The sequence below is a fragment of the Glutamicibacter sp. FR1 genome, from assembly GCF_047300825.1.
GTDB lineage: Bacteria > Actinomycetota > Actinomycetes > Actinomycetales > Micrococcaceae > Glutamicibacter > Glutamicibacter nicotianae.
Map to the genome: position 1 here is coordinate 3,183,147 of NZ_CP178602.1, position 20,045 is coordinate 3,203,191.

Annotated in this window: 21 protein-coding genes; 9 read left to right on the forward strand and 12 right to left on the reverse strand. The window is 62.2% G+C overall.

What is annotated here, in order from left to right; all coding sequences use genetic code 11:
• The first annotated feature begins 173 nt into the window (after positions 1-173).
• Positions 174-614, forward strand: coding sequence for a hypothetical protein (locus ACLQ8T_RS15265; protein ID WP_413455163.1), 441 nt, complete (start codon positions 174-176; stop codon positions 612-614).
• A gap of 239 nt (positions 615-853) precedes the next feature.
• A complete protein-coding gene (locus tag ACLQ8T_RS15270; RefSeq protein ID WP_413455164.1) occupies positions 854-2,074 on the forward strand; it encodes a CynX/NimT family MFS transporter in 1,221 nt (406 codons plus the stop codon).
• A gap of 128 nt (positions 2,075-2,202) precedes the next feature.
• On the opposite strand, the gene ACLQ8T_RS15275 is transcribed toward ACLQ8T_RS15270, so the two are convergent.
• The 4 genes from ACLQ8T_RS15275 to ACLQ8T_RS15290 all read right to left on the reverse strand — a co-directional run bounded on the left by ACLQ8T_RS15275 (position 2,203) and on the right by ACLQ8T_RS15290 (position 6,041).
• On the reverse strand, positions 2,203-3,246 hold the full coding sequence (locus ACLQ8T_RS15275; RefSeq protein ID WP_413455165.1) for a hemolysin family protein: 1,044 nt from the start codon (positions 3,244-3,246) through the stop codon (positions 2,203-2,205).
• The gene (locus tag ACLQ8T_RS15280) at positions 3,243-4,589 is read right to left on the reverse strand and encodes a hemolysin family protein (RefSeq protein WP_413456424.1); all 1,347 of its coding nucleotides are present in this window, start codon (positions 4,587-4,589) and stop codon (positions 3,243-3,245) included. Before ACLQ8T_RS15280 ends, ACLQ8T_RS15275 begins: the two co-directional genes overlap by 4 nt.
• A 673-nt stretch (positions 4,590-5,262) precedes the next feature.
• Positions 5,263-5,523 carry a hypothetical protein gene (locus ACLQ8T_RS15285; RefSeq protein ID WP_413455166.1) on the reverse strand — a complete coding sequence of 87 codons (261 nt, stop codon included), beginning with the start codon at positions 5,521-5,523 and terminating at the stop codon, positions 5,263-5,265.
• A 14-nt stretch (positions 5,524-5,537) separates the two neighbouring features.
• Positions 5,538-6,041, reverse strand: coding sequence for an SDR family NAD(P)-dependent oxidoreductase (locus tag ACLQ8T_RS15290; protein ID WP_413455167.1), 504 nt, complete (start codon positions 6,039-6,041; stop codon positions 5,538-5,540).
• A gap of 416 nt (positions 6,042-6,457) precedes the next feature.
• Between ACLQ8T_RS15290 and ACLQ8T_RS15295 the strand changes: the two genes are divergently transcribed.
• Complete coding sequence (locus ACLQ8T_RS15295) at positions 6,458-6,907, forward strand: hypothetical protein (protein WP_413455168.1); 450 nt, start codon at positions 6,458-6,460, stop codon at positions 6,905-6,907.
• Positions 6,904-8,490, forward strand: a complete 1,587-nt coding sequence (locus ACLQ8T_RS15300; RefSeq protein WP_413455169.1) for a GMC family oxidoreductase — start codon at positions 6,904-6,906, stop codon at positions 8,488-8,490. Before ACLQ8T_RS15295 ends, ACLQ8T_RS15300 begins: the two co-directional genes overlap by 4 nt.
• A 17-nt stretch (positions 8,491-8,507) precedes the next feature.
• On the opposite strand, the gene ACLQ8T_RS15305 is transcribed toward ACLQ8T_RS15300, so the two are convergent.
• The 3 genes from ACLQ8T_RS15305 to ACLQ8T_RS15315 all read right to left on the reverse strand — a co-directional run bounded on the left by ACLQ8T_RS15305 (position 8,508) and on the right by ACLQ8T_RS15315 (position 10,442).
• Positions 8,508-9,308, reverse strand: a complete 801-nt coding sequence (locus ACLQ8T_RS15305; protein ID WP_204719416.1) for an IclR family transcriptional regulator — start codon at positions 9,306-9,308, stop codon at positions 8,508-8,510.
• Between the two features lie 95 nt (positions 9,309-9,403).
• Positions 9,404-9,724, reverse strand: a complete 321-nt coding sequence (locus ACLQ8T_RS15310; RefSeq protein WP_413455170.1) for a putative quinol monooxygenase — start codon at positions 9,722-9,724, stop codon at positions 9,404-9,406.
• Positions 9,725-10,079: 355 nt separating this feature from the next.
• A complete protein-coding gene (locus ACLQ8T_RS15315) occupies positions 10,080-10,442 on the reverse strand; it encodes a cold shock domain-containing protein (RefSeq protein WP_413455171.1) in 363 nt (120 codons plus the stop codon).
• Between the two features lie 49 nt (positions 10,443-10,491).
• Between ACLQ8T_RS15315 and ACLQ8T_RS15320 the strand changes: the two genes are divergently transcribed.
• On the forward strand, positions 10,492-11,724 hold the full coding sequence (locus tag ACLQ8T_RS15320; RefSeq protein ID WP_413455172.1) for a glutaminase: 1,233 nt from the start codon (positions 10,492-10,494) through the stop codon (positions 11,722-11,724).
• Between the two features lie 10 nt (positions 11,725-11,734).
• Here the strand turns inward: ACLQ8T_RS15320 and ACLQ8T_RS15325 are convergent, their stop codons facing one another.
• Positions 11,735-13,621 (reverse strand): glycerophosphoryl diester phosphodiesterase membrane domain-containing protein, encoded by a 1,887-nt coding sequence (locus ACLQ8T_RS15325; protein ID WP_413455173.1) that lies wholly within the window; start codon positions 13,619-13,621, stop codon positions 11,735-11,737.
• A 544-nt stretch (positions 13,622-14,165) separates the two neighbouring features.
• On the opposite strand from ACLQ8T_RS15325, the gene ACLQ8T_RS15330 reads away from it, so the two are divergent.
• Positions 14,166-14,426 carry a GlsB/YeaQ/YmgE family stress response membrane protein gene (locus ACLQ8T_RS15330; RefSeq protein WP_413455174.1) on the forward strand — a complete coding sequence of 87 codons (261 nt, stop codon included), beginning with the start codon at positions 14,166-14,168 and terminating at the stop codon, positions 14,424-14,426.
• An 88-nt stretch (positions 14,427-14,514) separates the two neighbouring features.
• On the opposite strand, the gene ACLQ8T_RS15335 is transcribed toward ACLQ8T_RS15330, so the two are convergent.
• Together ACLQ8T_RS15335 and ACLQ8T_RS15340 are read right to left on the reverse strand one after the other, a co-directional pair.
• On the reverse strand, positions 14,515-14,814 hold the full coding sequence (locus ACLQ8T_RS15335) for a hypothetical protein (RefSeq protein WP_413455175.1): 300 nt from the start codon (positions 14,812-14,814) through the stop codon (positions 14,515-14,517).
• A gap of 273 nt (positions 14,815-15,087) precedes the next feature.
• Positions 15,088-15,711 (reverse strand): MarR family winged helix-turn-helix transcriptional regulator, encoded by a 624-nt coding sequence (locus ACLQ8T_RS15340; RefSeq protein ID WP_413455176.1) that lies wholly within the window; start codon positions 15,709-15,711, stop codon positions 15,088-15,090.
• Between the two features lie 71 nt (positions 15,712-15,782).
• Here ACLQ8T_RS15340 and ACLQ8T_RS15345 point away from each other — a divergent pair, with 71 nt between their 5' ends.
• Together ACLQ8T_RS15345 and ACLQ8T_RS15350 are read left to right on the forward strand one after the other, a co-directional pair.
• The gene (locus ACLQ8T_RS15345; RefSeq protein WP_413455177.1) at positions 15,783-16,262 is read left to right on the forward strand and encodes a hypothetical protein; all 480 of its coding nucleotides are present in this window, start codon (positions 15,783-15,785) and stop codon (positions 16,260-16,262) included.
• Positions 16,263-16,396: 134 nt separating this feature from the next.
• The gene (locus tag ACLQ8T_RS15350; RefSeq protein WP_413455178.1) at positions 16,397-16,879 is read left to right on the forward strand and encodes a hypothetical protein; all 483 of its coding nucleotides are present in this window, start codon (positions 16,397-16,399) and stop codon (positions 16,877-16,879) included.
• Between the two features lie 639 nt (positions 16,880-17,518).
• On the opposite strand, the gene ACLQ8T_RS15355 is transcribed toward ACLQ8T_RS15350, so the two are convergent.
• Together ACLQ8T_RS15355 and ACLQ8T_RS15360 are read right to left on the reverse strand one after the other, a co-directional pair.
• Entirely contained in the window at positions 17,519-18,001 is a 483-nt protein-coding gene (locus tag ACLQ8T_RS15355) for a DUF3253 domain-containing protein (RefSeq protein ID WP_413455179.1), read from the reverse strand.
• Between the two features lie 352 nt (positions 18,002-18,353).
• A complete protein-coding gene (locus ACLQ8T_RS15360; RefSeq protein ID WP_066142461.1) occupies positions 18,354-18,830 on the reverse strand; it encodes a hypothetical protein in 477 nt (158 codons plus the stop codon).
• Positions 18,831-19,109: 279 nt separating this feature from the next.
• Here ACLQ8T_RS15360 and ACLQ8T_RS15365 point away from each other — a divergent pair, with 279 nt between their 5' ends.
• Entirely contained in the window at positions 19,110-20,027 is a 918-nt protein-coding gene (locus ACLQ8T_RS15365) for an LLM class flavin-dependent oxidoreductase (RefSeq protein WP_413455180.1), read from the forward strand.
• The last annotated feature ends 18 nt before the right edge of the window (positions 20,028-20,045 follow it).

A 20,045-nucleotide genomic window follows, 5' to 3' on the forward strand; every position in this document is an offset into this window, starting at 1 on the left:
GCGGCTGCGCTCCGCGGAATTCGTGTCCACCTGCGTGGCATGAGGTATCCTCAGAAGAACACTCCACGATGATCACCGAGCGCCAATGGCGAAACCCGGGGATCCCTCGGCTTCGCGCCACAGGGTTTCGTGGGCGGTCCCCTTTCGGAGAGCTGCCATCAGCGGAGGATTATATGAACATGCCCGAACGCCGTATTCGCGCCATGCAACGCGTCGAAGAACTTTTGCATTGCCCTGAGGCAAGAACCCTTCTCACCTCGTACGGCTGGTTCGAGGGGACGCCGGTGGTATTCGCCCAATACGCCGATCCAGTAGATGAAGTCATGGGCTTCGTATCGGTCCATGGACGGGCAGTGCTCATGGTTGTTGATGACGGCCAAACCGATGAGCTGCAGCTATGGCACATCACGGTGCCCAGCCCGCTTTTTCCCAAAGTTCCGCCACTGCCAGCGGGAACCACAATCAGCGAACTGTGCAACATGCACCGCACGGACAAATTGATGCCGTTTCGCGTAGCTTTTTGGTCCCATAGCGCGGCACTCCACGAAATTCCCTGCTTTGTCCGCAACGACAGGCCTGTCCAGGCAACCCGGTCGACGACTGACATCGGCTAGCCCGGCGGGCCAGCCCGGACAGCCATCGGAGCGCTCCCCCTCGCGCCACGCGCCAGCCTGCGCCATCCCGATCGCGGATTCCGTTTTGGACTACTGGGTCCGGAAGGAATTTCCTTCCACGGGCTTTCCCGTTCAATGACACGAACGCCGGATCGCTGCCCGGCCCGTGCCACAATCCGAAGTGGAAAATAGCGCCGAGCACCAGTTGGCGCGTCCTATGCGAGGAGGCATCGGCGGCAGTGCAAGCCAAAATGGAACAGGTCCAGCAACGGGCCAACGCGGCCTGGATCATCATCGTGGCCTCCGGTGTGATGGCCGGCCTGCACATCTGGAAGCTCGCCCCCGCGCTGACCGTGATCCAGGACGAACTGGGCTTCTCGCTGATCTTCTCCGGCGTGCTGCTAGGCGTGGTCCAGGTGGCCGGCATGGTCGGCGGCCTGGCCGTTTCCCTGCTTTCGGAAGTCATCTCCCAGCGCCGCACGTTGATCCTCGGCTTGCTGCTGCTGGTGCTGGGCAGCACGCTAGGCGCCTTGTCCCCCAGCGCGCCGCTGCTGCTGGCCACCCGCATACTGGAAGGCGCGGGTGTCATCATGGCCACCGTCATGGGGCCCGGACTCGTGCGCCTGCATGCCCCGATCAGGAACCTGAACATGGCAGTGGGGTGGTGGGCCGCCTACATGGGCATGGCCACCTTCATCGGCGTCTTCTCCACCGCACTGGTGCTCCAGCACCTGTCTTGGCACCTGTGGTGGGGCCTGCTCGCGTTCATCACCCTGTTGCCCATTCCGCTGATACTGAAGTTCGTGGCAGCGGATAGGCCCTCGGATTCGGCGGCCCTGCGCGAAGCTGCCCGGCGCATTGCCATCACCGCCCGGGCACCGCGCGTGTGGATCAGCGGACTGATTTTCGGCTGCTATACGGTGCAATGGATGGCGGTAGTGGGGTTCCTGCCCACGATCTACGAGGAATTCGGCCTGGATCCGGTGGCCGGTGGTTTGGCTTCTGCTGTGATCGGCGGGCTGAATGCGGTGGGCGCGATCATCTGCGGCGCGCTGCTCCAGCGCGGGATCAACGGGCGCACCCTGCTGCTCACCGGTTTCGCCGTGATGTCACTGACCTCCATCCTGACCTTCGCCATCGACTACCCTTCGGAGCTGCTGCTGATCCAAATGGTCTGCGTCGGCTTCTTCTCGCTGGCCGGAGCAGCCGTCCCGACCACCATGACCCGCGTGGTGGTCGACCTGGCTCCGCCCGGCGGTTCGGCCCCTGCCTCGATGGGCTTGACCCAGCAGATCTTCAATATCGGCAATTTCGCCGGCCCGATGCTGCTCGCAGCCACGGCGACGCTCACCGGAGGGTGGAACGCCACCTGGTGGCTAACCACGTTCTTCGCACTGCTCGGCGCGTCGCTGACACTGGTGCTCTCGCGCAGGAATTCGCCGTTCGCCAAGGCGCACTGACGCCCTCTACCAGCAGCACTGACGCCCTCTACCAGCAAGGGGCTGGAGGCAGGACGGTTTCCCGTCCTGCCTCCAGCCCCATGTCCCTGCATTCTTTCTGCGCTGTGCCGCTAGTGCGCGCTGTGCCGCTAGTGCGCGCTGCGGCGCTCATCCCTGATCTGGCCGACCAGCTCTGCGAGCATGTCCTCCAAGGTCACCATGCCGGTGACCTTTCCGGTTCCGCCTTCGCGGACCAGCGCCAGGTGGGCACCGGTGAGCTGCATTTCCTGCAGCGCGGTGCGCACGCTTTGCTCCGGGGCAAAGGACGGCAGCTTTCGGATGTCGCTGGGCTGCAGCGGCCGCTTGCGGGTGTGCGCATCGGCACCCAGCACGTCCTTCACGTGGACATAGCCCACCGGGGTGCCATCGGCCTGCACCAGCGGGAAGCGGGAGAAGCCGTGCGCGGCCGCCGACTCGATATCGGCCACCGTGCAATCCACCGGCAAGGTCTGCACCTTCTCGAAGCTGATCGCCACCGACTCGATGCTGCGCGCATCGAAGTGCAGGGCGCCCATCAGCAGCTGCTCGTCCTGCTCGTCCAGGACACCGCCCTCACGGGATTCTGCCACCATGGAGGAGACCTCGTCGCGGGTGAACGTGCTGGCCACCTCGTTCTTCGGGGCCACCCCGAAGATCCGCAGGACCAGGTTGCCCATGGCGTTCATCAGCCACAGCACCGGGCGCAGGATCTTCACCAGCACCACCATGCTCGGGCCGAGGATTAGCGCCATGCGCTCCGGGCCGGCCAGCGCCATGTTCTTAGGCACCATCTCGGCGAGCACCACGTGCAGGTAGGTGACCACGATCAGCGCAATCGCGTAGGACAGCGCATCGATCATGCCCTCAGGAATCCCGATGGCCTCGAAGGGACCGGCCACCGCGTACTTCACCAGCGGCTTGGTGACATAGCCCAGCGCCAACGAGCAGACGGTAATGCCCAGCTGGGCGCCGGCCATCACCAGCGAGACGTTCTCGATGGCCCACAGGGTCAGCTTGGCGCTGCGGCTGCCGGCCATCGCCTTGGGCTCGATGATGCTTCGGCGTGCCGAGATCAGCGCGAATTCCGCGCCGACAAAGTAGAAGTTCGCTGCGAGCAGCAGGATCGTCACAAGGATTCCGACTAGATCGCTCATCGCCCGGCCTCTTCCTCATCAAGTTCGGACACTTCCACGTCAACGACGGCGATCCGCTGCTCATCGGTGGCCTGGATGGTGAATTCCAGCTGCTTGCGCGGCCCGCCGGGAACGCCGGGCACTACGAGGGCGACCACGTCGCCGACTTGGCCGAAGCGGCCCAGCTGCACGGTCAGCAACCCGGCCAAGGTCTCGTAGTCCGAGTCCTCGGGGATCTGGCAGCCCAGCAGCTCGCTGGCTTCATCCGGGCGCAGTGCCGCATCCAGCCGCCATCTATTCTCCGAAAGGACTTGGACGCTGGAGTCCTGCGGGTCATGCTCATCGCGCACTTCGCCGACAATCTCTTCCACAAGGTCTTCCAGGGTCAGCATGCCGGCGACGTCGCCGGTCTCGTCGATCAGCACCGCCAGCTGCATCCCGCCGCCGCGCAGCTGGTCCATCAGCTCATCGAGCTCGATGGTATCCGGGACCAGCAGGGCCTGTTGGGCGTAGTCCCCCACCGCGGTGTGCGCGCGCTGCTCGAAAGGCACGGCGAGCAAGGCGCGGATATGCACCAGTCCCAGCACCCGGTGGCCGTCCTCGGCCACCAGCGGGAAGCGCGAATGCCCGGTTTGCGCGGCCAGCTGCAGCACGTCTTCGACGCTCTGCTGCGCGGTCACGGTGATCATCCGCGAACGGGCGGTCATCACGTCGTGGCCACGGCGGTTGCCGAAGGCCACGGTCCGGCGCAGCATCTCCGCGGTTTCCGAAGGCAGCACGCCCTCGCGGGCGGAATGCCCCACCAGCGCGACGAGTTCCTCGGCGGAGCGGGTGGAGGCCAGTTCTTCCTGCGGCTCGATGCCGAGCCGGCGGACAATCCAGTTGGCGTTGCCGTTGAAGAATGAGAGGAAAGGCTTGGTGACGGTGCTGAAGCCGCGCTGGAAGCCAACTACCGCCTTGGCGGTGGCAAAGGGCTTGGCAATGGCCAGGTTCTTGGGGACCAGCTCGCCGAAGACCATAGTCAGGATCGTGGCCAGCACCAGCGCGATGGCAACGGAGACCGTGCGGGCCAGGGCCGCGTCGAGGCCTGCGTCCTGCAGCGGGCCCACCACGAGGGCGGCAATGGCGGGTTCGGCCAGGAAGCCGATGCCGAGGTTGGTCAGGGTGATGCCCAGCTGGGCACCTGAAAGCTGGGTGGACAGGGTGCTCATGCCCTTGAGCACGCCCTGGGCGCGGCGGTCGCCATCGGCGGCGGCCTGCTTGACTTGATTTCGGTTAACCGTGATCAACGCGAATTCCGCGGCTACGAAGAGCCCGCATCCGAGAATGAGGAGCACGGCCAAAGCCAGAGAAATCCATTCCATCATCTGCACCCCCTGTCCTTCGAAGCCTGGCCGGCAATCATGCCGGGCAGAGGGCTGGAACTATGAGATCTACTGTCGCCTGAAGCGTCCATCATTCCCTTCCGGCCGGGGTATCTTCCTCCGGCCTGCTGTGTTCCATCAATTATCCGGCATACTGCGCGCCAAATTGGTTGAACCGTACAATTGTTTTCCCAATCCCCTGCTCTTGCATAGAGATTTCACAAGATTACCGGCAGCCGAGCTGATCGGCTATGCCGGAGATGCAACAAAACCTGTATCTTCGGTTCAGATCCATTGGCTTCTTTTAAGTCCGCGGAAGACGCTGGTCCGGCGCATGGCGCCCAAGAGGGAGAAGCTCCATTTCCGAGCACTACCGTCTTCACCAGTTTCTGACGGGCGTGGCTCACTGGCGGATTGCTCTTGGCTTCTTCCAACGACCTGGACCCGCAGTTCAACTACGCCGAAGAATATCGCTATCGACAGGCAGGGCTCTCAAGAATGCGGAGATCGAAGGACTGACTACCGCGAGCTTGAAGATCCGCGAATGCCTGGCGGGAGCTGGGCGGTGGGCACTGAGCCGGTCGCTTGCCGGCTCACCCGACAGAGAAGAGGTTCGCCGCGGAGCTACAGTGCTCCATGGCGAACCTCTTTAATGCCCATGGGTCAGGAGAAGTTAATGCCGCCATCGATCAAGACGGTCTGGCCAATCAGGTGGTCCGAGTCCGGCCCTGCCAAATAACTCACCAGCTTTGCGACGTTCTCCGGCTCGGATAACCCGGCCAGCCAGGATGTTGTCCACCTGCGCCTGCAGGGCACTGCCTCTCGGGGTTCCTTCACGCGCCGTGAGCCGCTCGTCAATCAAACTCCGCATCGCGGTTCCCACCACGCCCGGTGCATAGGAATTGACGGTGATGTTGTGCTTGGCGAGCTCCATGGCGGCCGCTTGGGTCAGTCCGCGCACCGCCGATTTAGGGCCGAATACGAGGCGAGGATGGGAAACGGACGGAAAGAAACGATGGATGCCGCGCCAATGATTCTCCCACCGCTGCCCTGCTCAATGAAGCGCTTGGCCGCCAGCTGGCAGGAGTAGAAGACGCCTTTGAAGTTTACGTCGGGCATGCGGTCCAACGCGTCGGGTTTCACGTCCAGGATCTCGTCAACCTGCGCAATGCCGGCGTTGGCCACGAACACCGTCAAGTCGCCCAAGGCTTCGGTACCCTCCTTGATCATCCGCTCCACGCCTTCGGGGTTCGACACGTCTCCGACCACCCCGACTGCACGGCGTCCACGCTGCTGGACGGCGGCGATGACCTCATCCACATTCTTCTTCGCACCCGGAATATCGGCAACGATGATGCCCTGCCCGTCATCAGCCAGAGGCTCGGCGATAGCCCTTCCAATCCCTCGTCCTGCTCCGGTGATGAGTCCGACCGCTGCGGTGGATCCTGCCACGGTGATTCCTCCTGATAGATGCTGCTCGGACTTTGAAGCGGCCCCTTAGCCCGTCGAGTCTGCCCAGCTCGGGCCCCGCGCTCGCTGCGGGGATAGCTTCGTTCTCGCAGAGCGATAATGCCCGGAACGTGACGCCGAGCGCGTTGCCGGGCCATTCTCACCAGCCGATAACGACGCTGGCAGCACCGTGATGTGCGTTACATAATCCAAGTAAGGCTTCACTGCCGGTTTCCCTGCAGAATCAGCGCAGGAACTGACCTAACCGTCTAATAATCGAGGTGACAACAATGGTGTTCCCGGCAAAATATTCATCTCTCAACGCCCTGGAGCTCTCGGATGAGGCTCGGCGGATCTTGACCCGGATCATTCGGGTTTCGTTTCCGCACCCGCAGTTCCCGAATGGGCCCTACGAGCGCATGACAGAGAAAATCATCGAGGCTTCAGCCGAATCCAGCTGGTTCCGCATGGCTTTGACCCAGGGCTTGATGACCTTGGATACGCTCAGCGAAGAGCACTTCCTGGATCTACCCGATGACCGTGCACTGGCGGCGCTCAAGCGTATCGCGGATCTGGAGTTCTTCGCCTTCATCCGCCGCACTGTAGTCCTCAATTTCTACGATGACCCCGAAGTGCATCAGGCCCTGGGCTACGAAGGCGAATCCTTCTCCAAGGGCGGCTACATTAACCGCGGTTTCAATGATCTGAATTGGTTGCCCGAACCGCGCATCGAGGAAAGCGGAGAGCCCGTGCAAGACCAGGGCCCGCTTCCCTATGCCGTGAAAGCCTACGCACCAGAAACCAGCGGCAAGCCCGTGGACAACGTCCTGGGTGATTCAGGAATCCTCGAGGAAGGAACAACCCGATGAGCACCGAAGAGCAATCGGCAATGCACGACCATGACGACGACTCGGTAGTTGTCGTCATCGGCTCCGGCGCCGGCGGCGGAACCTTGGCCCATGAGCTGGTTTCCAAGGGAGTCAAGGTGGTCATGCTCGAGGCCGGCCCGTATCTGAAGAATGAGGACTACCACCAGGACGAGTGGGCCGCCTTCAACCAGATGGCTTGGCTGGATCCGCGAACCACCTCGGGGTCATGGCGCGTGGCCCGCGACTTCCCCAATTTGCCAGCCTGGATCGTCAAGGCGGTCGGAGGCACCACCACCCACTGGTCCGGGGCCACCCCGCGGTTCAAGGCACATGAGTTCAAGGCACGCAGCACCTACGGCCGGATCGACGGGGCCAACCTGCTGGACTGGCCCATCACCCTGGACGATGTGGCACCGTACTACGACCGTGCCGAGCAGAAAATGGGCAGCACCCACCGCCACGGGCGTCCCGCGCTGCCGGCCAACAATAACTACAAGGTTTTCGCCAATGGCGCCCAGCGCCTGGGCTACCGCCAGTACGCCACCGGGCCCTACGCAACCAATGCCGAACCCTACGACGGCCGGCCAGCATCCATTCAGGATGGCTTCAACTTCCAGGGCGACAAGAACAAATCCAAATGGTCCACAATGGTCTCGGAGATCCCGAAGTCGCTGCGCACCGGCCTGCTGGATTTGCGTCCCGAATCGCATGCTGTTCAAGTCACCCATACCGCTGCCGGCAAGGTGGACGGAGTCATCTACATCGATTCCGAAGGGAACCCGCAGCGCCAGAAAGCCCGCATCGTGGCGGTGGCCGGCAACGCCATTGAAACCCCTCGCTTGCTGATGCTGTCCGCTTCGCCGCTGTTCCCCGATGGCTTGGCGAACTCCTCGGGCCAGCTGGGCCGCAACTACATGCGCCACACCACCGGCAGCGTCTACGCCAAGTTCGACCAGCCGGTGAACATGCACCGGGGCGAGACGATGGCCGGGCTGATTGCCGACGAATCCCGCCATGATCCGGACCGCGGGTTCTGCGGTGGCTACTACATGGAAACCATCGCGCTGGGGCCGGCGTTCCTCGCCAGCTTCGTGGAGCCCGGCGGCTGGGGGCCGGAATTCACTACGCTGCTGGACGATTACCTGAACACTGCGGGCATGTGGATTACCGGTGAGGATATGCCGCAGGAAAGCAATCGAATCACGTTGAACAACACCGTGGCCGACCGCTTGGGCCTGCCGGTGCCGAATGTCCATTTTGACGACCACTCCAATGACATCGCCATGCGAGCGCACGGCTACCAGCAGGGTTCGCTGCTCTTCGAGGCGGTGGGCGCGCGATCCACGCATCACACGCCCCCGTACCCCTCGACGCATAACCTCGGTACGGCGCGAATGAGCCAGCGTCCGGAAGACGGGGTGGTCAACGCCTTCGGCCAGGCCCACGATGTTGCGAATCTGTTCATCTCCGATGGCTCGCAATTCACCACCGGCGCCGCGGCCAACCCGACCTTGACCATCGTGGCGCTAGCCATCCGCCAGGCCGAGTACATCGTCGAGCAAATGGCCCAGGCCAAGTTGTAGGCTGTCCGGGCACCTCGTCAGTCGGCGCCAGCTGCGCCGAGCATCGAGGTGCCCCGCAGCGCGCGGCTCACCCGCGAAGCCACATCGCGCAGCAGGACGGAGACGTCTCGGTGGCGGGTCTGGAATTCTGCCGGGTCCATGGAAACTGCCACCGATCCGATGACTTGCCCGGCGCCCGTGGTTACCGGGGCGGCCATGCAGGAGGCGCCTCGGATGAATTCTTCGCGTTCGATGGCAATGCCGGTCTCGCGCACGGCGTCCAGTTCTGCGGCAAAGACCTGCGGATCGCAGATGGTCGCGGAGGTCATTCCGGGCATGCCGTGCTTGTCGAGGTACGCGTGGCAGCGTTCGGCATCCATGGCCGCCAACAGCACTTTGCCGAAGGCTGTGGCATGGGCACCATTGTTGAACCCGAAGCCCATGGGGGTGATGCGCGGGCGCAGTGGCGACTCAACGACGTGGGCCACCACGATATCTTCCCCGCGGTGCACTGCGTAGTAGGCGGCGGCGTCGGCCCGCACATGCAATTCGCGGATCAAGCGCGCCACCGAAGGCGGGGTGCCTACCTGCCGGCGCAACGAGTTATCCAGGGCGTGAAGCTTGTAGCCCAGGGCATAGAGCCCTTCATCGCGCAGGTGGACCAGGTGGCCCGACAGGGTCAACGTCTTGAGCAGGCGATAAACGGTGGGCAAGGGCATCTGCAGTTCTGCAGCGATCTCCTTGGCGGCCATACCCCGGTTATGCGCGGCCACCACGTCCAGCAAGGCGAATGCTTTTTGAACTGAAGCAAGGCCAGCTAGTGAATCGTTATATCCCATAACCCCATCTTGTCGAGGTGAGCTGGGAACTTCAATATGAGTCGCAGCTGCCGCTGGCCTTGCCCCAGCAATTTCAGGGTTCATCGCAAAAGTTGCTAGCTGATTTCCAATTCGCCCATGCGATCCCAGGTATCGCCTTCGATCTGCCGGCTGATAATGTGCGGAGTTTCAACCAAGGCCGGCGCCATGTCGATCATGGCCTGCTTGAAATGGTCGCTGCCCACGTGGTCTCCAGCTGCGTCGTCCTGGAAAGCTTCAACCAGAACGAATTCGTTGGGGTCCTCAAGGCTGCGCGACCAATCAAACCAAAGGTTGCCTGGTTCCGCACGGGTTGACTCGGTGAAATTGCGCACCAGATCCGGCCAGCGGTCCGAGCAATCCGGCTTGACTTTGAACTTAACGACAATAAAGTACAAGATGACGTCCTTTCGGTAAGTAGCACATCCCTGCAGAAACAGGGTCTAATGCCAGTTTCCCCGGTGCCGCGCGGCTGGGCCTATACGCATTATCGACAGGCGAGAATGCGGCCATCCCAAGAGGACAATAGTGTCCTGCAGCGACCATCCTGTCCGAGACTCAAGGCGCGATAGTGGCAGTGTAATCCAAATCAGAGCAGCCTCAGCAGCGAGTGGTTGCCGGCCAGATCCTCATCGCCCATCACGGCAGCCCCCGGCGGCCCCGCTAGTACGGTGCAGGACTATTTTTAGCTAGCCCAGCCTACGGGGCCAGATCTTGCTCATCCTGCCCTTTTCCTAGTTTTACCTGGCGCGCTTAAGAAAACTGGATATTCGTTGCATGGGGACAATCCGGTCCCGATTCAACCTTATCTTCGGCTGAGTGGCCTTCTTCGACGCTCATGATTCCGAAGCGCTGAATTGCGCTGTAATTGGCGAAGGCATTGGCGGATCCGCCAGAAGGCTCGATGAAGCCGAAATTGCACGCATGGCCAGCTTGCATTTGATGATCGCTCTGCTCATGATCGGGGCCAGCTTTTTGGCCCCATAGAAGTCCCGCACGGGAAGAGCCCTGCGCGGCAGAACGTCGCAGAGTTCCAGCAACTTCTGCAGGCACTTCCTGACCTGCCAGAAGCATGGGCACACGGCATGGGGCGCTCTTGCCGATAGGGTGGGCCATAACCGGAACAATGGCAGAATCCGCCCGAGATCCAAGAGGACATGGCACCATGAAGAATCCGATTCCCGATTACCTCCACGAAGTGCTCGATGCGCTGCGCGATGACACCTCCGGGCAGCGCGCCGGCTACATTCCCGAGCTGGCCGAAGCCAATCCCGACTATTTCTCCTTGGCCGTGACCACCGCCATGGGCAGCACCTACACGGCCGGGGATGCAGGCATCGAGTTCACCATCCAGTCCATTTCCAAGCCTTTCGCCTACGCGGCGGCGATCATGGACCGCGGCCTGGAGCAGGTGCTGGAGCACATCGGGGTGGAACCCTCGGGCGAGGCGTTCAACGAGCTGTCGCTGGAAGCCGGGACCAACCGGCCGAAGAACCCGATGATCAATGCCGGGGCCATCGCCGCCCACGGGCTGCTGGTCGGCGCCGACGCCACCGGCGAGCAACGGGTCGACCGGGCCCTTCAGCTGTTCTCGGCACTGGCCGGACGCCAGCTGCGCATCGACGAGTCGGTTTTCGCTTCGGAGCTGGGCACCGCCGACCACAACCTGTCCATGGCCCATATGCTGCGCAAGCACGGGATCATTGCCGATGACCCGCATGAGGTGGTGGCCGGCTACACCCTGCAGTGCTCCATTCTGGTCACGGTGGCCGACCTGTCGGCGATGGCAGCCACCCTGGCCAACGGCGGCGTGCAGCCGTGCACGCACGAGCGGATCATGGACGAGGCCACCGCCCGGCAGGTCATGTCGGTGATGGCGGTGGCCGGCATGTATGACGGGGCCGGCGACTGGCTGACCCGGGTCGGGATCCCTGCCAAGAGCGGGGTGGCCGGCGGGCTGGTGGGCGTGCTGCCGGACCAGGTGGGCATCGGCGCGTTCTCGCCGCGGCTGGATCCGCACGGCAACAGCCAGCGATCGCGGCGGGCCTTCGAAAGGCTCTCCACGGATATGGGCATGCATCTGCTGGCTCCGAGCCATGGACGGCTCGACGTCGTCGATGTGCGGCGCGGGGGCACCCGCGAGACGTTCACCTTGCAGGGCAATGTGCAGTTCACCGCCGCGGCCGAGCTGCTCGACCTGTTCGCCGCATCGGATTTCGACGGGCCGGCGCACCTGGATATCTCCCGGGTGTTCTCCTTCACCGACGTGGCCCGGCGGATGACGCTGGAGGGGCTGCGCCGGCTGCGCAATGAGGGGCGCCGGGTGATCTTGCATGATCCGCTGCAGTCCCTGGCGGATCCGGATCTGGGTGACGGCACCTATCCGGAGACGCCCTGAGCAGCCGAGGCTAGCGGAAGATGTCCAGGTAGGCCAGCGTGGAACCGACGCTGTAGTCCGCGGCCGGATGGTTGGCCACCAGGTAGCGGTCGCGGATGGCCAGCTCGACGTTGTCGGTGACGATGCCGTCCACGCCGGCGCCCAGCAGCTCGCGGATGCTCGACTCGTCGTTGACCGTCCAGACATGCACCTCGCGGTCCAGCGCATGGGCCTGGGCCAGGAACTCGGGGGTGAAGGATGCCTGCTCCAGCGTGTAGAAGTCGGCCTTCGTTTTCGGCAGCCCGCCCATGCTCATGGCCACGGTCAGCCCGACCCGCAGCTCGGGGCGCCGCTGCTTGATTTCCTTGACCGCACGGGGGTTCAGCGAATGGTAGATGTTCTCCGTGGCTGTTCCGGCGGCATCGGCCTGCGCCAGGAAGCGCGTGAGATAGTCCTTGGATTCATGGCCGGTGACTTTCAGTTCCACGAGCACCTGGATGCCCAGCAGCTCGGCGCGCTTCAGGTATTCCTGCATGGTGGGGATGCGGCCGGTGAAGTCGCCTTCGCGGACCGTGACCTTCCGGACTTCGGCCAGGGTCATCTCATGGATGTTCTGGTTCACCCCTGCCACCACCAGCAGGTTGGTGTCATGGCTGGCGACGAAATGCCCGTCTGCGGTTTCCTGGAAATCCGCCTCGGCGATATCGGCCTGATGCGCCGCAGCGGCGTCCAGGGCGGCCAGCGTGTTCTCCACCCCGCCGGCCGAGTAGCCGCGGTGGGCCAGGATCTTCGCTTCCCCGGCTCCGGTTGCGGTCTGCCCCAGGGCCGGGGATGCGGCCAGGCTGCCCGAAAGCGCCAGTGCGGCAGCCGCGGATCCGGCCGCGGCCTTCAGCACGAGAGATTGCGCGCGGCGATGCCGTTGCGAGCGTTCCTGCAGGGTGACCGGCAGCTCCAGATGCTCGCGGCACAGGGCCACCACGACCTGGATCGCCACCACGGTCGCCGCCCCGATCAGCAGGAAGCCCAGCGTGTGGCCCACGCCGATGCACAAGGTCGCGACCAGCGCCGAGTCCTGCTCGCCAAGCAGGCGGGTGGCCAGATCCGAGATCCATACCAGCACCTCGACCAGCAGCGAGGCGCATAGGGCGCTGGCACCCAGCGGGATCCCGATCAGCAGCAGGTGGCGCAGGCTGTTGCCGCGGGTGGCTTTCAGGCTGGCGCCGAGGGCGGCCAGCGGCTTCTTCGGTCCGACGGCCAGCAGCGGCAAGGTGAGCACCAGACGGAGGTTGGCATAGATGATCGCGCCGATCATCAGCAGATAGAGGCCGGTGCTCAGCGGCGCCTTGAGGTATTCGCGGGTGATGAACGGCGGGATGCCCACGCCCTGGATCAGCACGGACGACAGGCCCAGACCACCCAGGGGCAGGGCGAGGAAGAAGTACGCCATCATCAGCGGCGAGGGATAGGACAGCATCCGGCGCAGGCAGGAGGCGGTTTCGCGGCACACGGCCCGCAGATTGGGAGTCTGCCCGGATTGCTGGCGGTTGACCATCACGATCAGCGCCACGAACTGCACGCTCACCGCACCCAGAGCCAGCACCGCAATGGCCAGCAGGAGCAGCACCGAGACCGGGTGGGCCAGCAGCGCGGTGTAGGTGCGGTCGGTGACGTTGCCCAGGTTGCTGCTTTCCAGCGCCAGCCCGAAAAGGTACTTGATCGCGGGGATGACCAGCAAGCCATTGGCCGCCTGCAGGGCGGTGATGACCGCAAGGTAGCGGAGCACCCGCACATGGCTGAGCTTCAGCACGCGCAGCAGGAATCTGAGGATCTGCTTCAGGAAGGGCAGCCCGCGGCCCGAGGGCAGCGCAGCGGCAGGAAAGTTCGCACTGTGCTTGCTCGATGGAATCCTGGGGGCCACTGCTTGATTTGCCTTTCCGCCCGCCGGGAACGCCTCGGCGGCTGCTTGCAATTCTATCGCCGCCATCTTCCGTTCGCCGTGCGCCTGCTGGATGAAAGCTGAACGGCCAGGCCACCCTGCCTGCGGGAGCCGCCTCCCTTGCTGGCACCACCTGCGCGTAATCTTCCGCAAAACCATTGACCACCAGCTCGATCTTCCCTCCTGTGTGAAACAGATTACTGATATATCAATAAGATATTAATCAATATCCCCGGTCAATCATTCTTAGGCTCTCAGAGTGCTTTCTTTTCCGAGAAAGCCAGATAGCGTCCTACTAGCCCGGCAGCCGGGTCATGTTGCTCTTTTTGCAGCGTGAGGACTTTTGTCTCCCACCCTCTGAACGTGGTAGTACGCAATGGCGTTTACGCCCCTTTCGCATTCCCTCAGCCATCAAGAATCTTCCAGCAATCAGCCAGTGGCTCTTACTTGCGGGTAACTTACGGGACAAGGGGCGAGTGTCGCCGACGACGAACAAGACCCGATACAAAATAATGGAGGAGAGCTCATGGGTACTTTAGGTTGGATCGTTCTGGGACTGATAGCCGGTGCTATTGCCAAGGCCATCAAACCCGGAGAGCAGGGCGGCGGATGGCTCGCTACTTTACTGCTGGGCATCGTCGGCGCGGTCGTAGGTGGCTGGATCGGCTCAGCCGTCTTCGGTGAAGGAGTGGATCAGTTCTGGTCCCTGTCCAGTTGGCTTCTGGCCATCGGCGGTTCGTTGATCGTACTGGTCATTTGGGGCGTGCTCACGCGAAAGCGTGCCTAACTGCACCTGCAGAGCAACGGTCCACCACGGAATCGCGGTGGACCGTTACCGTGCGAGGAAGCGCATCTGGCATGCCTGCGCCGGATGTTCATTGACGAGAATCAGACTCGAAGTCCCGATCCCGAGCCGAATCGACCTCGGGGCCAGTGTCCGCTTTTTTGGTGGAAGACTCGCCCTGTTCGAGCTCGTCAGTACTGTGCTCGTGAATCGTCTCGCGCAGACCCTCGACTTCCGCAGCTCGCCCTTCCCAGTATTCCGGTTCCAAGCCGAAGCCATTGGCCGCCTCTTCGGCCATCCTCTTGAAACCATCTCGATGGTCCTCCAGAGCGTTATTCAGATCTTCGAACTCGTCATGGCTGACACTGACGTCAAGGTGCTTTCGTCTCATTTGCATCATCCTAACTTGTTAGACCGGCTAAATAATTTTGCTGCCCCTACCCTACGGCCCTGGGTTATCCATGGCAGTAGCCATAAGCTTTTCCCCAGAAACCCGGAAATGGGCTCTTTCGCACATTTGACACTCGCCCGATAAATGCCCTAGCCGACCAGCCAGGACCGCCCCGCGGCAAAGCTGGCAGTCAAGCCGGCAGCCACGCTGCGCACCATGGGCGAATCACATGCCCTGCGCCTTGCGCCTACCGCGAAAGCAGGGCACTCTCCCTCACCGCGCCCCTGCCACAGAAGGCCGGCTTGGCTCGTCATCGATCTCGACACTGCGGATCATAGCCTCCAGGAACTTGGCTGCCGCAACCCGCTCGGCCTCGGAGAGCGTACCCACGGCATCCATCATCTGCTCATGCATCCGATGCAGCGTTCCACGAACTTCCGTATCGCTGTAATCCGTGGGCACAATTCCCACAGACCGTCGATCCGCAGGATGCACGACACGCTCGGCATACCCATCGCGGCATAACCGGTCGATCAATACCGACACCGAAGCATTGGAAATCCCCAGTTCCTCAGCAAAATCGCGCTGGCGGGGAGTCACCCCTTTGCGGTGCGCGGCGAGCAGGAATCGCAGCGCGGACATATCGGTCTCGTTCATCCCCATCGAACCGCGGGTCGCAGCTCGCATCCTGCGCTCGGCCTCACGGTACCTGCGCATCAGATTCAGCAAATCCACTGCCTCGGGCACCGAACCGCCCTCGCCATACCAATACCCGCTGGCTTGATAGCTGCTCATGAGAAGAACTCCTTCCACCGGATACGAACGCCATGCCTGCAACACCCGGGGCTTCCAATGCCTTTCCGCGAGGTCCAGCTTGCCTAATACCGAAAAATTCATGTAACCTAGCTAATAGTTAGCCTGTCTAAAGATATTCTACTACGAAACAGCTATCAGTACCGGAGTGAAAGATGAAAAAATCCTTAGCAGTTCCCGTAGAAACCTCCCCGCAGCAAGGCAACGCGTGGAGCACGCGAATCCAGAAGATCGCCACCTTCGCCTCTGAACAGTGCCAGAGCCGGGATACCGTGCATTCAGCAATATGCACCATTACCGGCTCCCCAGAGCAGCTGGTCATCAACTTGGCATGCACGGCAAAAAGCGAAGACCAGGTGTCCGAGTTGATGCAGTACGTCAACGACACCCTCCTGCCGCAGATGGAAACAGCGCTCGGTGTCCGCTTCGAGGTGAAGAATCTGCAGTTCGCCGTCGCGGGCAAGGAGAGCCTTCTCGCAGCACCAGAGCACGCACCCGAGGCCGAACTCCCCGCGCATTGGCTCGATCAGCCTTTCGCCGCACCGAAGCAGACCCCCACCCCCGGGTTAGGTCTCGAACCCGCCAGTTCGGGAAGTCAATCAGATGCATCCCCTGCAGATTTGAGCATGGCCTAGGACCTGCAGCACCCGCCGCCCGCTAAGAGCGGCAGCACCAAAACGAAAGAACCTTTCCAAAGCGCATCCCGCCGCGGAGCCTTACGTCAACATCGCTATTTTCATGAGCAGTGCAAGAAAGGGAAGTATCTAAAATGCCAGGTCGAATCGTACGAACCCGAACCGCAGTCAGAGTCGCTGATTTTCTCGCCACCCGTGAAGGCAAAGCCCACCTGTCCGACTACGGCTGGGCGCAGGGAATGCCGATCGTCATGACCCAGCCGGACGAAACGCTCAACGATGCCATGGGAATGGCATCGATCCCTGGCCGCGCAGTGCTGGTGGCCATGCTCGATCCGCAGACCGAGGAACTGCACATGATGCATGTCACCGTCCCCCAAGCAGCACTGAAAGTCACCAAGGCCTGCGCTGATCGACTCACCATGGGAGAGTTCTTCGAACGCCTGGCAACCGAGCTCATTGCTGAGTTCCGCGTGAAATTCTGGAAGAACACTGCCGTCGCCCACAAGATCCCGGCCTGCCCCGCGATGCAGTCGCGAACCACCTCATCGGCTCGATACCCGATGCCAGCACACCAATCTGGAGCCGAGCGCGTCGCGGCGGGCACTAGCAGGTAAACACCTTAACCCCGGTTCTGGCTCATTCCCCTGGCCAGCCAGCCAATACCCCGTGGAACGGCTGGCGAGCCAGAACCGGGCGCCGTCTGGGGCTAGTTGTTGGCCTCGGTCCTTTATCCAGGTTTGCGGATATCAGGACCCGTCACAACTCAGCGGCCAGAAACAGGCCCCGAAACCGTGTTGGCATCACCCATGAAGCGAGGACGCTCCCCCTTCGTAGCCTTCGAACCGGACTCTTCTGCCTGCCAGTCCCCTCTCAATGACGTCTTCTCGTGAAAGGCGTTAGGAAAAGCTCACCATCAGCGCGGAAAACTGCCTGGGACGCAGCATCCGCTTCAATCAACTGCCGACTTTCATCGCAACGTCGGCAGTTGGGCATTTCAGGATGAATTGGATGAGCTCAGCGAAAAATTTATCCCCTACCGAGTCGTGCTCGATATTGACCGGCATGACGAGATCTACTGCCTCTTCGAGGGGCTCCAGGATTGCTTTCGATACCTTCAGTAGCCAGAGCCGGCCCATGGTTGCCGAGCACGACATCTGGAGGGTCGGTTTCTTACCCGAAGCACTCCCTCTGCATCGGGCATGAAAGCTTGGCACCGGCATATCATCGGTTTTCCCCCCAGAGATCGGGCTATTTTATTCGTCTGGGCGTCGGCGACTAATCCGAATTGGGCCTTTGGCACCGTCAGCTTCCACGGGCTCGCCATTTTGTGTTGCGACGACTTCACCTTGCGTGGCCAATGCCGCCGCAATCTGGCGCACTTGGCCCATGTACTTGCGCCACCCTTCGTCCGGCCCACCCACTATGCGTGCAACATCGCTCGGGCAGATTGACGTGTCTACTCTATGGCTCAGCAAGGTGCGAATGGTCGCGCGAATTCGCTCTCCCATTGAATCCGAGTCCGGATCCTCCCACCACGGCTGTCCACGTTCGCCAAGTGCGAGCTTGGCATCATTCACACGCTTTCTCGCTCCGTCTTCGCCTTGCTTGACGGCCCGGCGGGCTAACATCAGCTCGTTGACCAGCTCTTGGCGCAGTCTCGCAGGGATCGAGGGATCACTGGCTCTCCACCGCCGCCCCTTGATTATCAGGTAGCGCCCATCGGTGGTGGTTTGCACTGGCTTCTCTGAAGGTGACATCTTATACCCCATCTCCATTCAAGGACCGACTTCCGAAACGCACCGTCGCGCTGATGGCGTCCTATGGCGAATGAGTCAACTACTAAAGAATTTGCTTTCTGTAAATCGTCGAAATTAACTTGACGAAGAGCCATTGCATTCGCTGACTGCAGCAGGGTGCCAGCCATGTGATAACTGCAGGACTTCGGCTTTTCATCTTCGTGACTATTGCCAGCTGGGCTCCGTGACGCCACCGGCATCTGGGGGTGCTCGCTTAGTTTCGAAGCAGTCCAATTACTCACCAGATGCTTCCGGCACCCGATCCGATCCTCGGTTTGGCTGATGCCGGGCTCTATTTTTCGCCGAAAGCAGGGGTCGTGACCGCGCATTCCACGCGTTCTCCGGGCTTGCCGGTCTGCGCCGCAATTTCCTTCACCCCGTCGAGCAGGATCCGGCAGGTAGCAGTGCTGCCTTCGGCAGGCGTGGCCGCAATGGCCGCGTCTTTTTCTGCGGTGATGACGCTTTCGGCGGTCCAGCTTGATCCGTCCTTCTTGCCGGCGTCGCTGGTGGTGGCCACCGAGTCCTCGGTCACCTCGGCAGAGTCTTCGCCGCGGCTGGGCGAATCGAGGTAGGACACATCGCTCAGCGCATCAGCGTTTTCCCCGCTCACGGTCACCTGGTAGGTCACTGCCCAGGCATCCGCAGTCGCTTTGTCCCAATCATCAACGGCACCGCAGCCGGTCAGTCCCATGCCGAGGACGAGTGCCGCGGAACTGGCTGCCAGCCAAGTCGAAGTGCGATTGATTGCCGAACGGGAAGTGCCGTGCATGGTTTTCCTTTTTCCGAGGTTGAAGCGGGTAATGCTCTATCTACTGATCAACACTAGTTTTGTACGCACCTGCTGTCCTCAACGCCGAGAATGATCTCTGCTCGTTGGCGTCCGCCTCTGGGTGGAGACTTGCATCGCCAGCACCTCTCGGGCTCCGCGTCTTGGATGTCCTGCGGCTCTGCACAAGCGGGTAAACTCGCCCACGGATCCCCGCCATTGAAAGGACTTGATGATGCAGCTGCAGTTTGCCCCTGATAATCGCATAGCAGGGCTGCCGTCATGAGACTTTCCATCCTTGATCAGGTTCCGCTCACCGAGCATGCCACTACCGTGAGAGATGCCTTGTCCAGCGCCCTGCAATTGGCGCAGGATGCCGAAGCACTGGGCTACCATCGCATCTGGTTTGCCGAACACCACCATTCCAAGTCCTTCGCCAGCGCCGCCCCTGAAATGATGACCGCACTGGCGTTGGAACGTACCTCACGCATCCGGGTTGGCACCGGAGCCATCCTCTTGCCCTATTACCAGGCGCAGAAGGTCATCGAAGCCATGGGCCTGCTGGCCGCTGTGCACCCGGACCGGGTGGATGTCGGCGTGGGCCGCGCTGCGCTATCCGACCCGTATTACGCGCAGAAGATCGCCGCGCTCGTGCAAGACCTCGATGCAGTCCACGAAGCCTCGGACACTGAGCCGGCAGGCCGGGTCTGGGTGCTGGGCGCGGGCGGTTCCACCGCTCCCCTGCCCGGAACGCTCGGCGCTGGCTACGTGCACGGCCACTTCCTGCGGCCTGCCGGTGGCGAGCCTGCCACCCGCGCCTACCGCGAGGCCGCGGCCAACTCCGGGCACGCCGCCCATACCGTGCTGGCGGTTCGCTTCGCCACCGCTGACACCGAGGAGAAGGCCCAAGCCTTGGCCAACGCGCTCTTGCTGTGGCGTGTGCGCAAGGATCTCGGACACGATGGACCAATCCCCTCGACCGCAACGGCAGCGAACTACGAGTGGAGCGCGCAAGAACGTGCCAGGGCTACGGAACGCAGCCATGCGCTGATCGTGGGCACTCCTGAGAAGGTCCGCGATGAGCTGCTGGCATTGGCGCAGTCCCACGGTGCCGATGAACTGATGCTCAACACCCTGGTCAGCGACCCGGCAGACCGGCTGCAGTCCTATCACCTGCTCGCAGAGTGCTTTAACGCCTAGCTCTCAGGGGTGCACCTC

What these genes read in the sequence shown, in the direction of transcription:
- ACLQ8T_RS15285 (WP_413455166.1), bottom strand. Translation starts at nt 5,523, where the DNA reads ATGGAGCTCGCCAAGCACAACATCACCGTCAATTCCTATGCACCGGGC.
- ACLQ8T_RS15345 (WP_413455177.1), top strand. Translation starts at nt 15,783, where the DNA reads ATGAAAAAATCCTTAGCAGTTCCCGTAGAAACCTCCCCGCAGCAAGGC.
- ACLQ8T_RS15315 (WP_413455171.1), bottom strand. Translation starts at nt 10,442, where the DNA reads ATGGCCCACCCTATCGGCAAGAGCGCCCCATGCCGTGTGCCCATGCTT.
- ACLQ8T_RS15365 (WP_413455180.1), top strand. Translation starts at nt 19,110, where the DNA reads ATGAGACTTTCCATCCTTGATCAGGTTCCGCTCACCGAGCATGCCACT.
- ACLQ8T_RS15280 (WP_413456424.1), bottom strand. Translation starts at nt 4,589, where the DNA reads ATGGAATGGATTTCTCTGGCTTTGGCCGTGCTCCTCATTCTCGGATGC.
- ACLQ8T_RS15350 (WP_413455178.1), top strand. Translation starts at nt 16,397, where the DNA reads ATGCCAGGTCGAATCGTACGAACCCGAACCGCAGTCAGAGTCGCTGAT.
- ACLQ8T_RS15320 (WP_413455172.1), top strand. Translation starts at nt 10,492, where the DNA reads ATGAAGAATCCGATTCCCGATTACCTCCACGAAGTGCTCGATGCGCTG.
- ACLQ8T_RS15300 (WP_413455169.1), top strand. Translation starts at nt 6,904, where the DNA reads ATGAGCACCGAAGAGCAATCGGCAATGCACGACCATGACGACGACTCG.
- ACLQ8T_RS15275 (WP_413455165.1), bottom strand. Translation starts at nt 3,246, where the DNA reads ATGAGCGATCTAGTCGGAATCCTTGTGACGATCCTGCTGCTCGCAGCG.
- ACLQ8T_RS15360 (WP_066142461.1), bottom strand. Translation starts at nt 18,830, where the DNA reads ATGCACGGCACTTCCCGTTCGGCAATCAATCGCACTTCGACTTGGCTG.
- ACLQ8T_RS15330 (WP_413455174.1), top strand. Translation starts at nt 14,166, where the DNA reads ATGGGTACTTTAGGTTGGATCGTTCTGGGACTGATAGCCGGTGCTATT.
- ACLQ8T_RS15340 (WP_413455176.1), bottom strand. Translation starts at nt 15,711, where the DNA reads ATGAATTTTTCGGTATTAGGCAAGCTGGACCTCGCGGAAAGGCATTGG.
- ACLQ8T_RS15265 (WP_413455163.1), top strand. Translation starts at nt 174, where the DNA reads ATGAACATGCCCGAACGCCGTATTCGCGCCATGCAACGCGTCGAAGAA.
- ACLQ8T_RS15295 (WP_413455168.1), top strand. Translation starts at nt 6,458, where the DNA reads ATGACAGAGAAAATCATCGAGGCTTCAGCCGAATCCAGCTGGTTCCGC.
- ACLQ8T_RS15305 (WP_204719416.1), bottom strand. Translation starts at nt 9,308, where the DNA reads ATGGGATATAACGATTCACTAGCTGGCCTTGCTTCAGTTCAAAAAGCA.
- ACLQ8T_RS15335 (WP_413455175.1), bottom strand. Translation starts at nt 14,814, where the DNA reads ATGAGACGAAAGCACCTTGACGTCAGTGTCAGCCATGACGAGTTCGAA.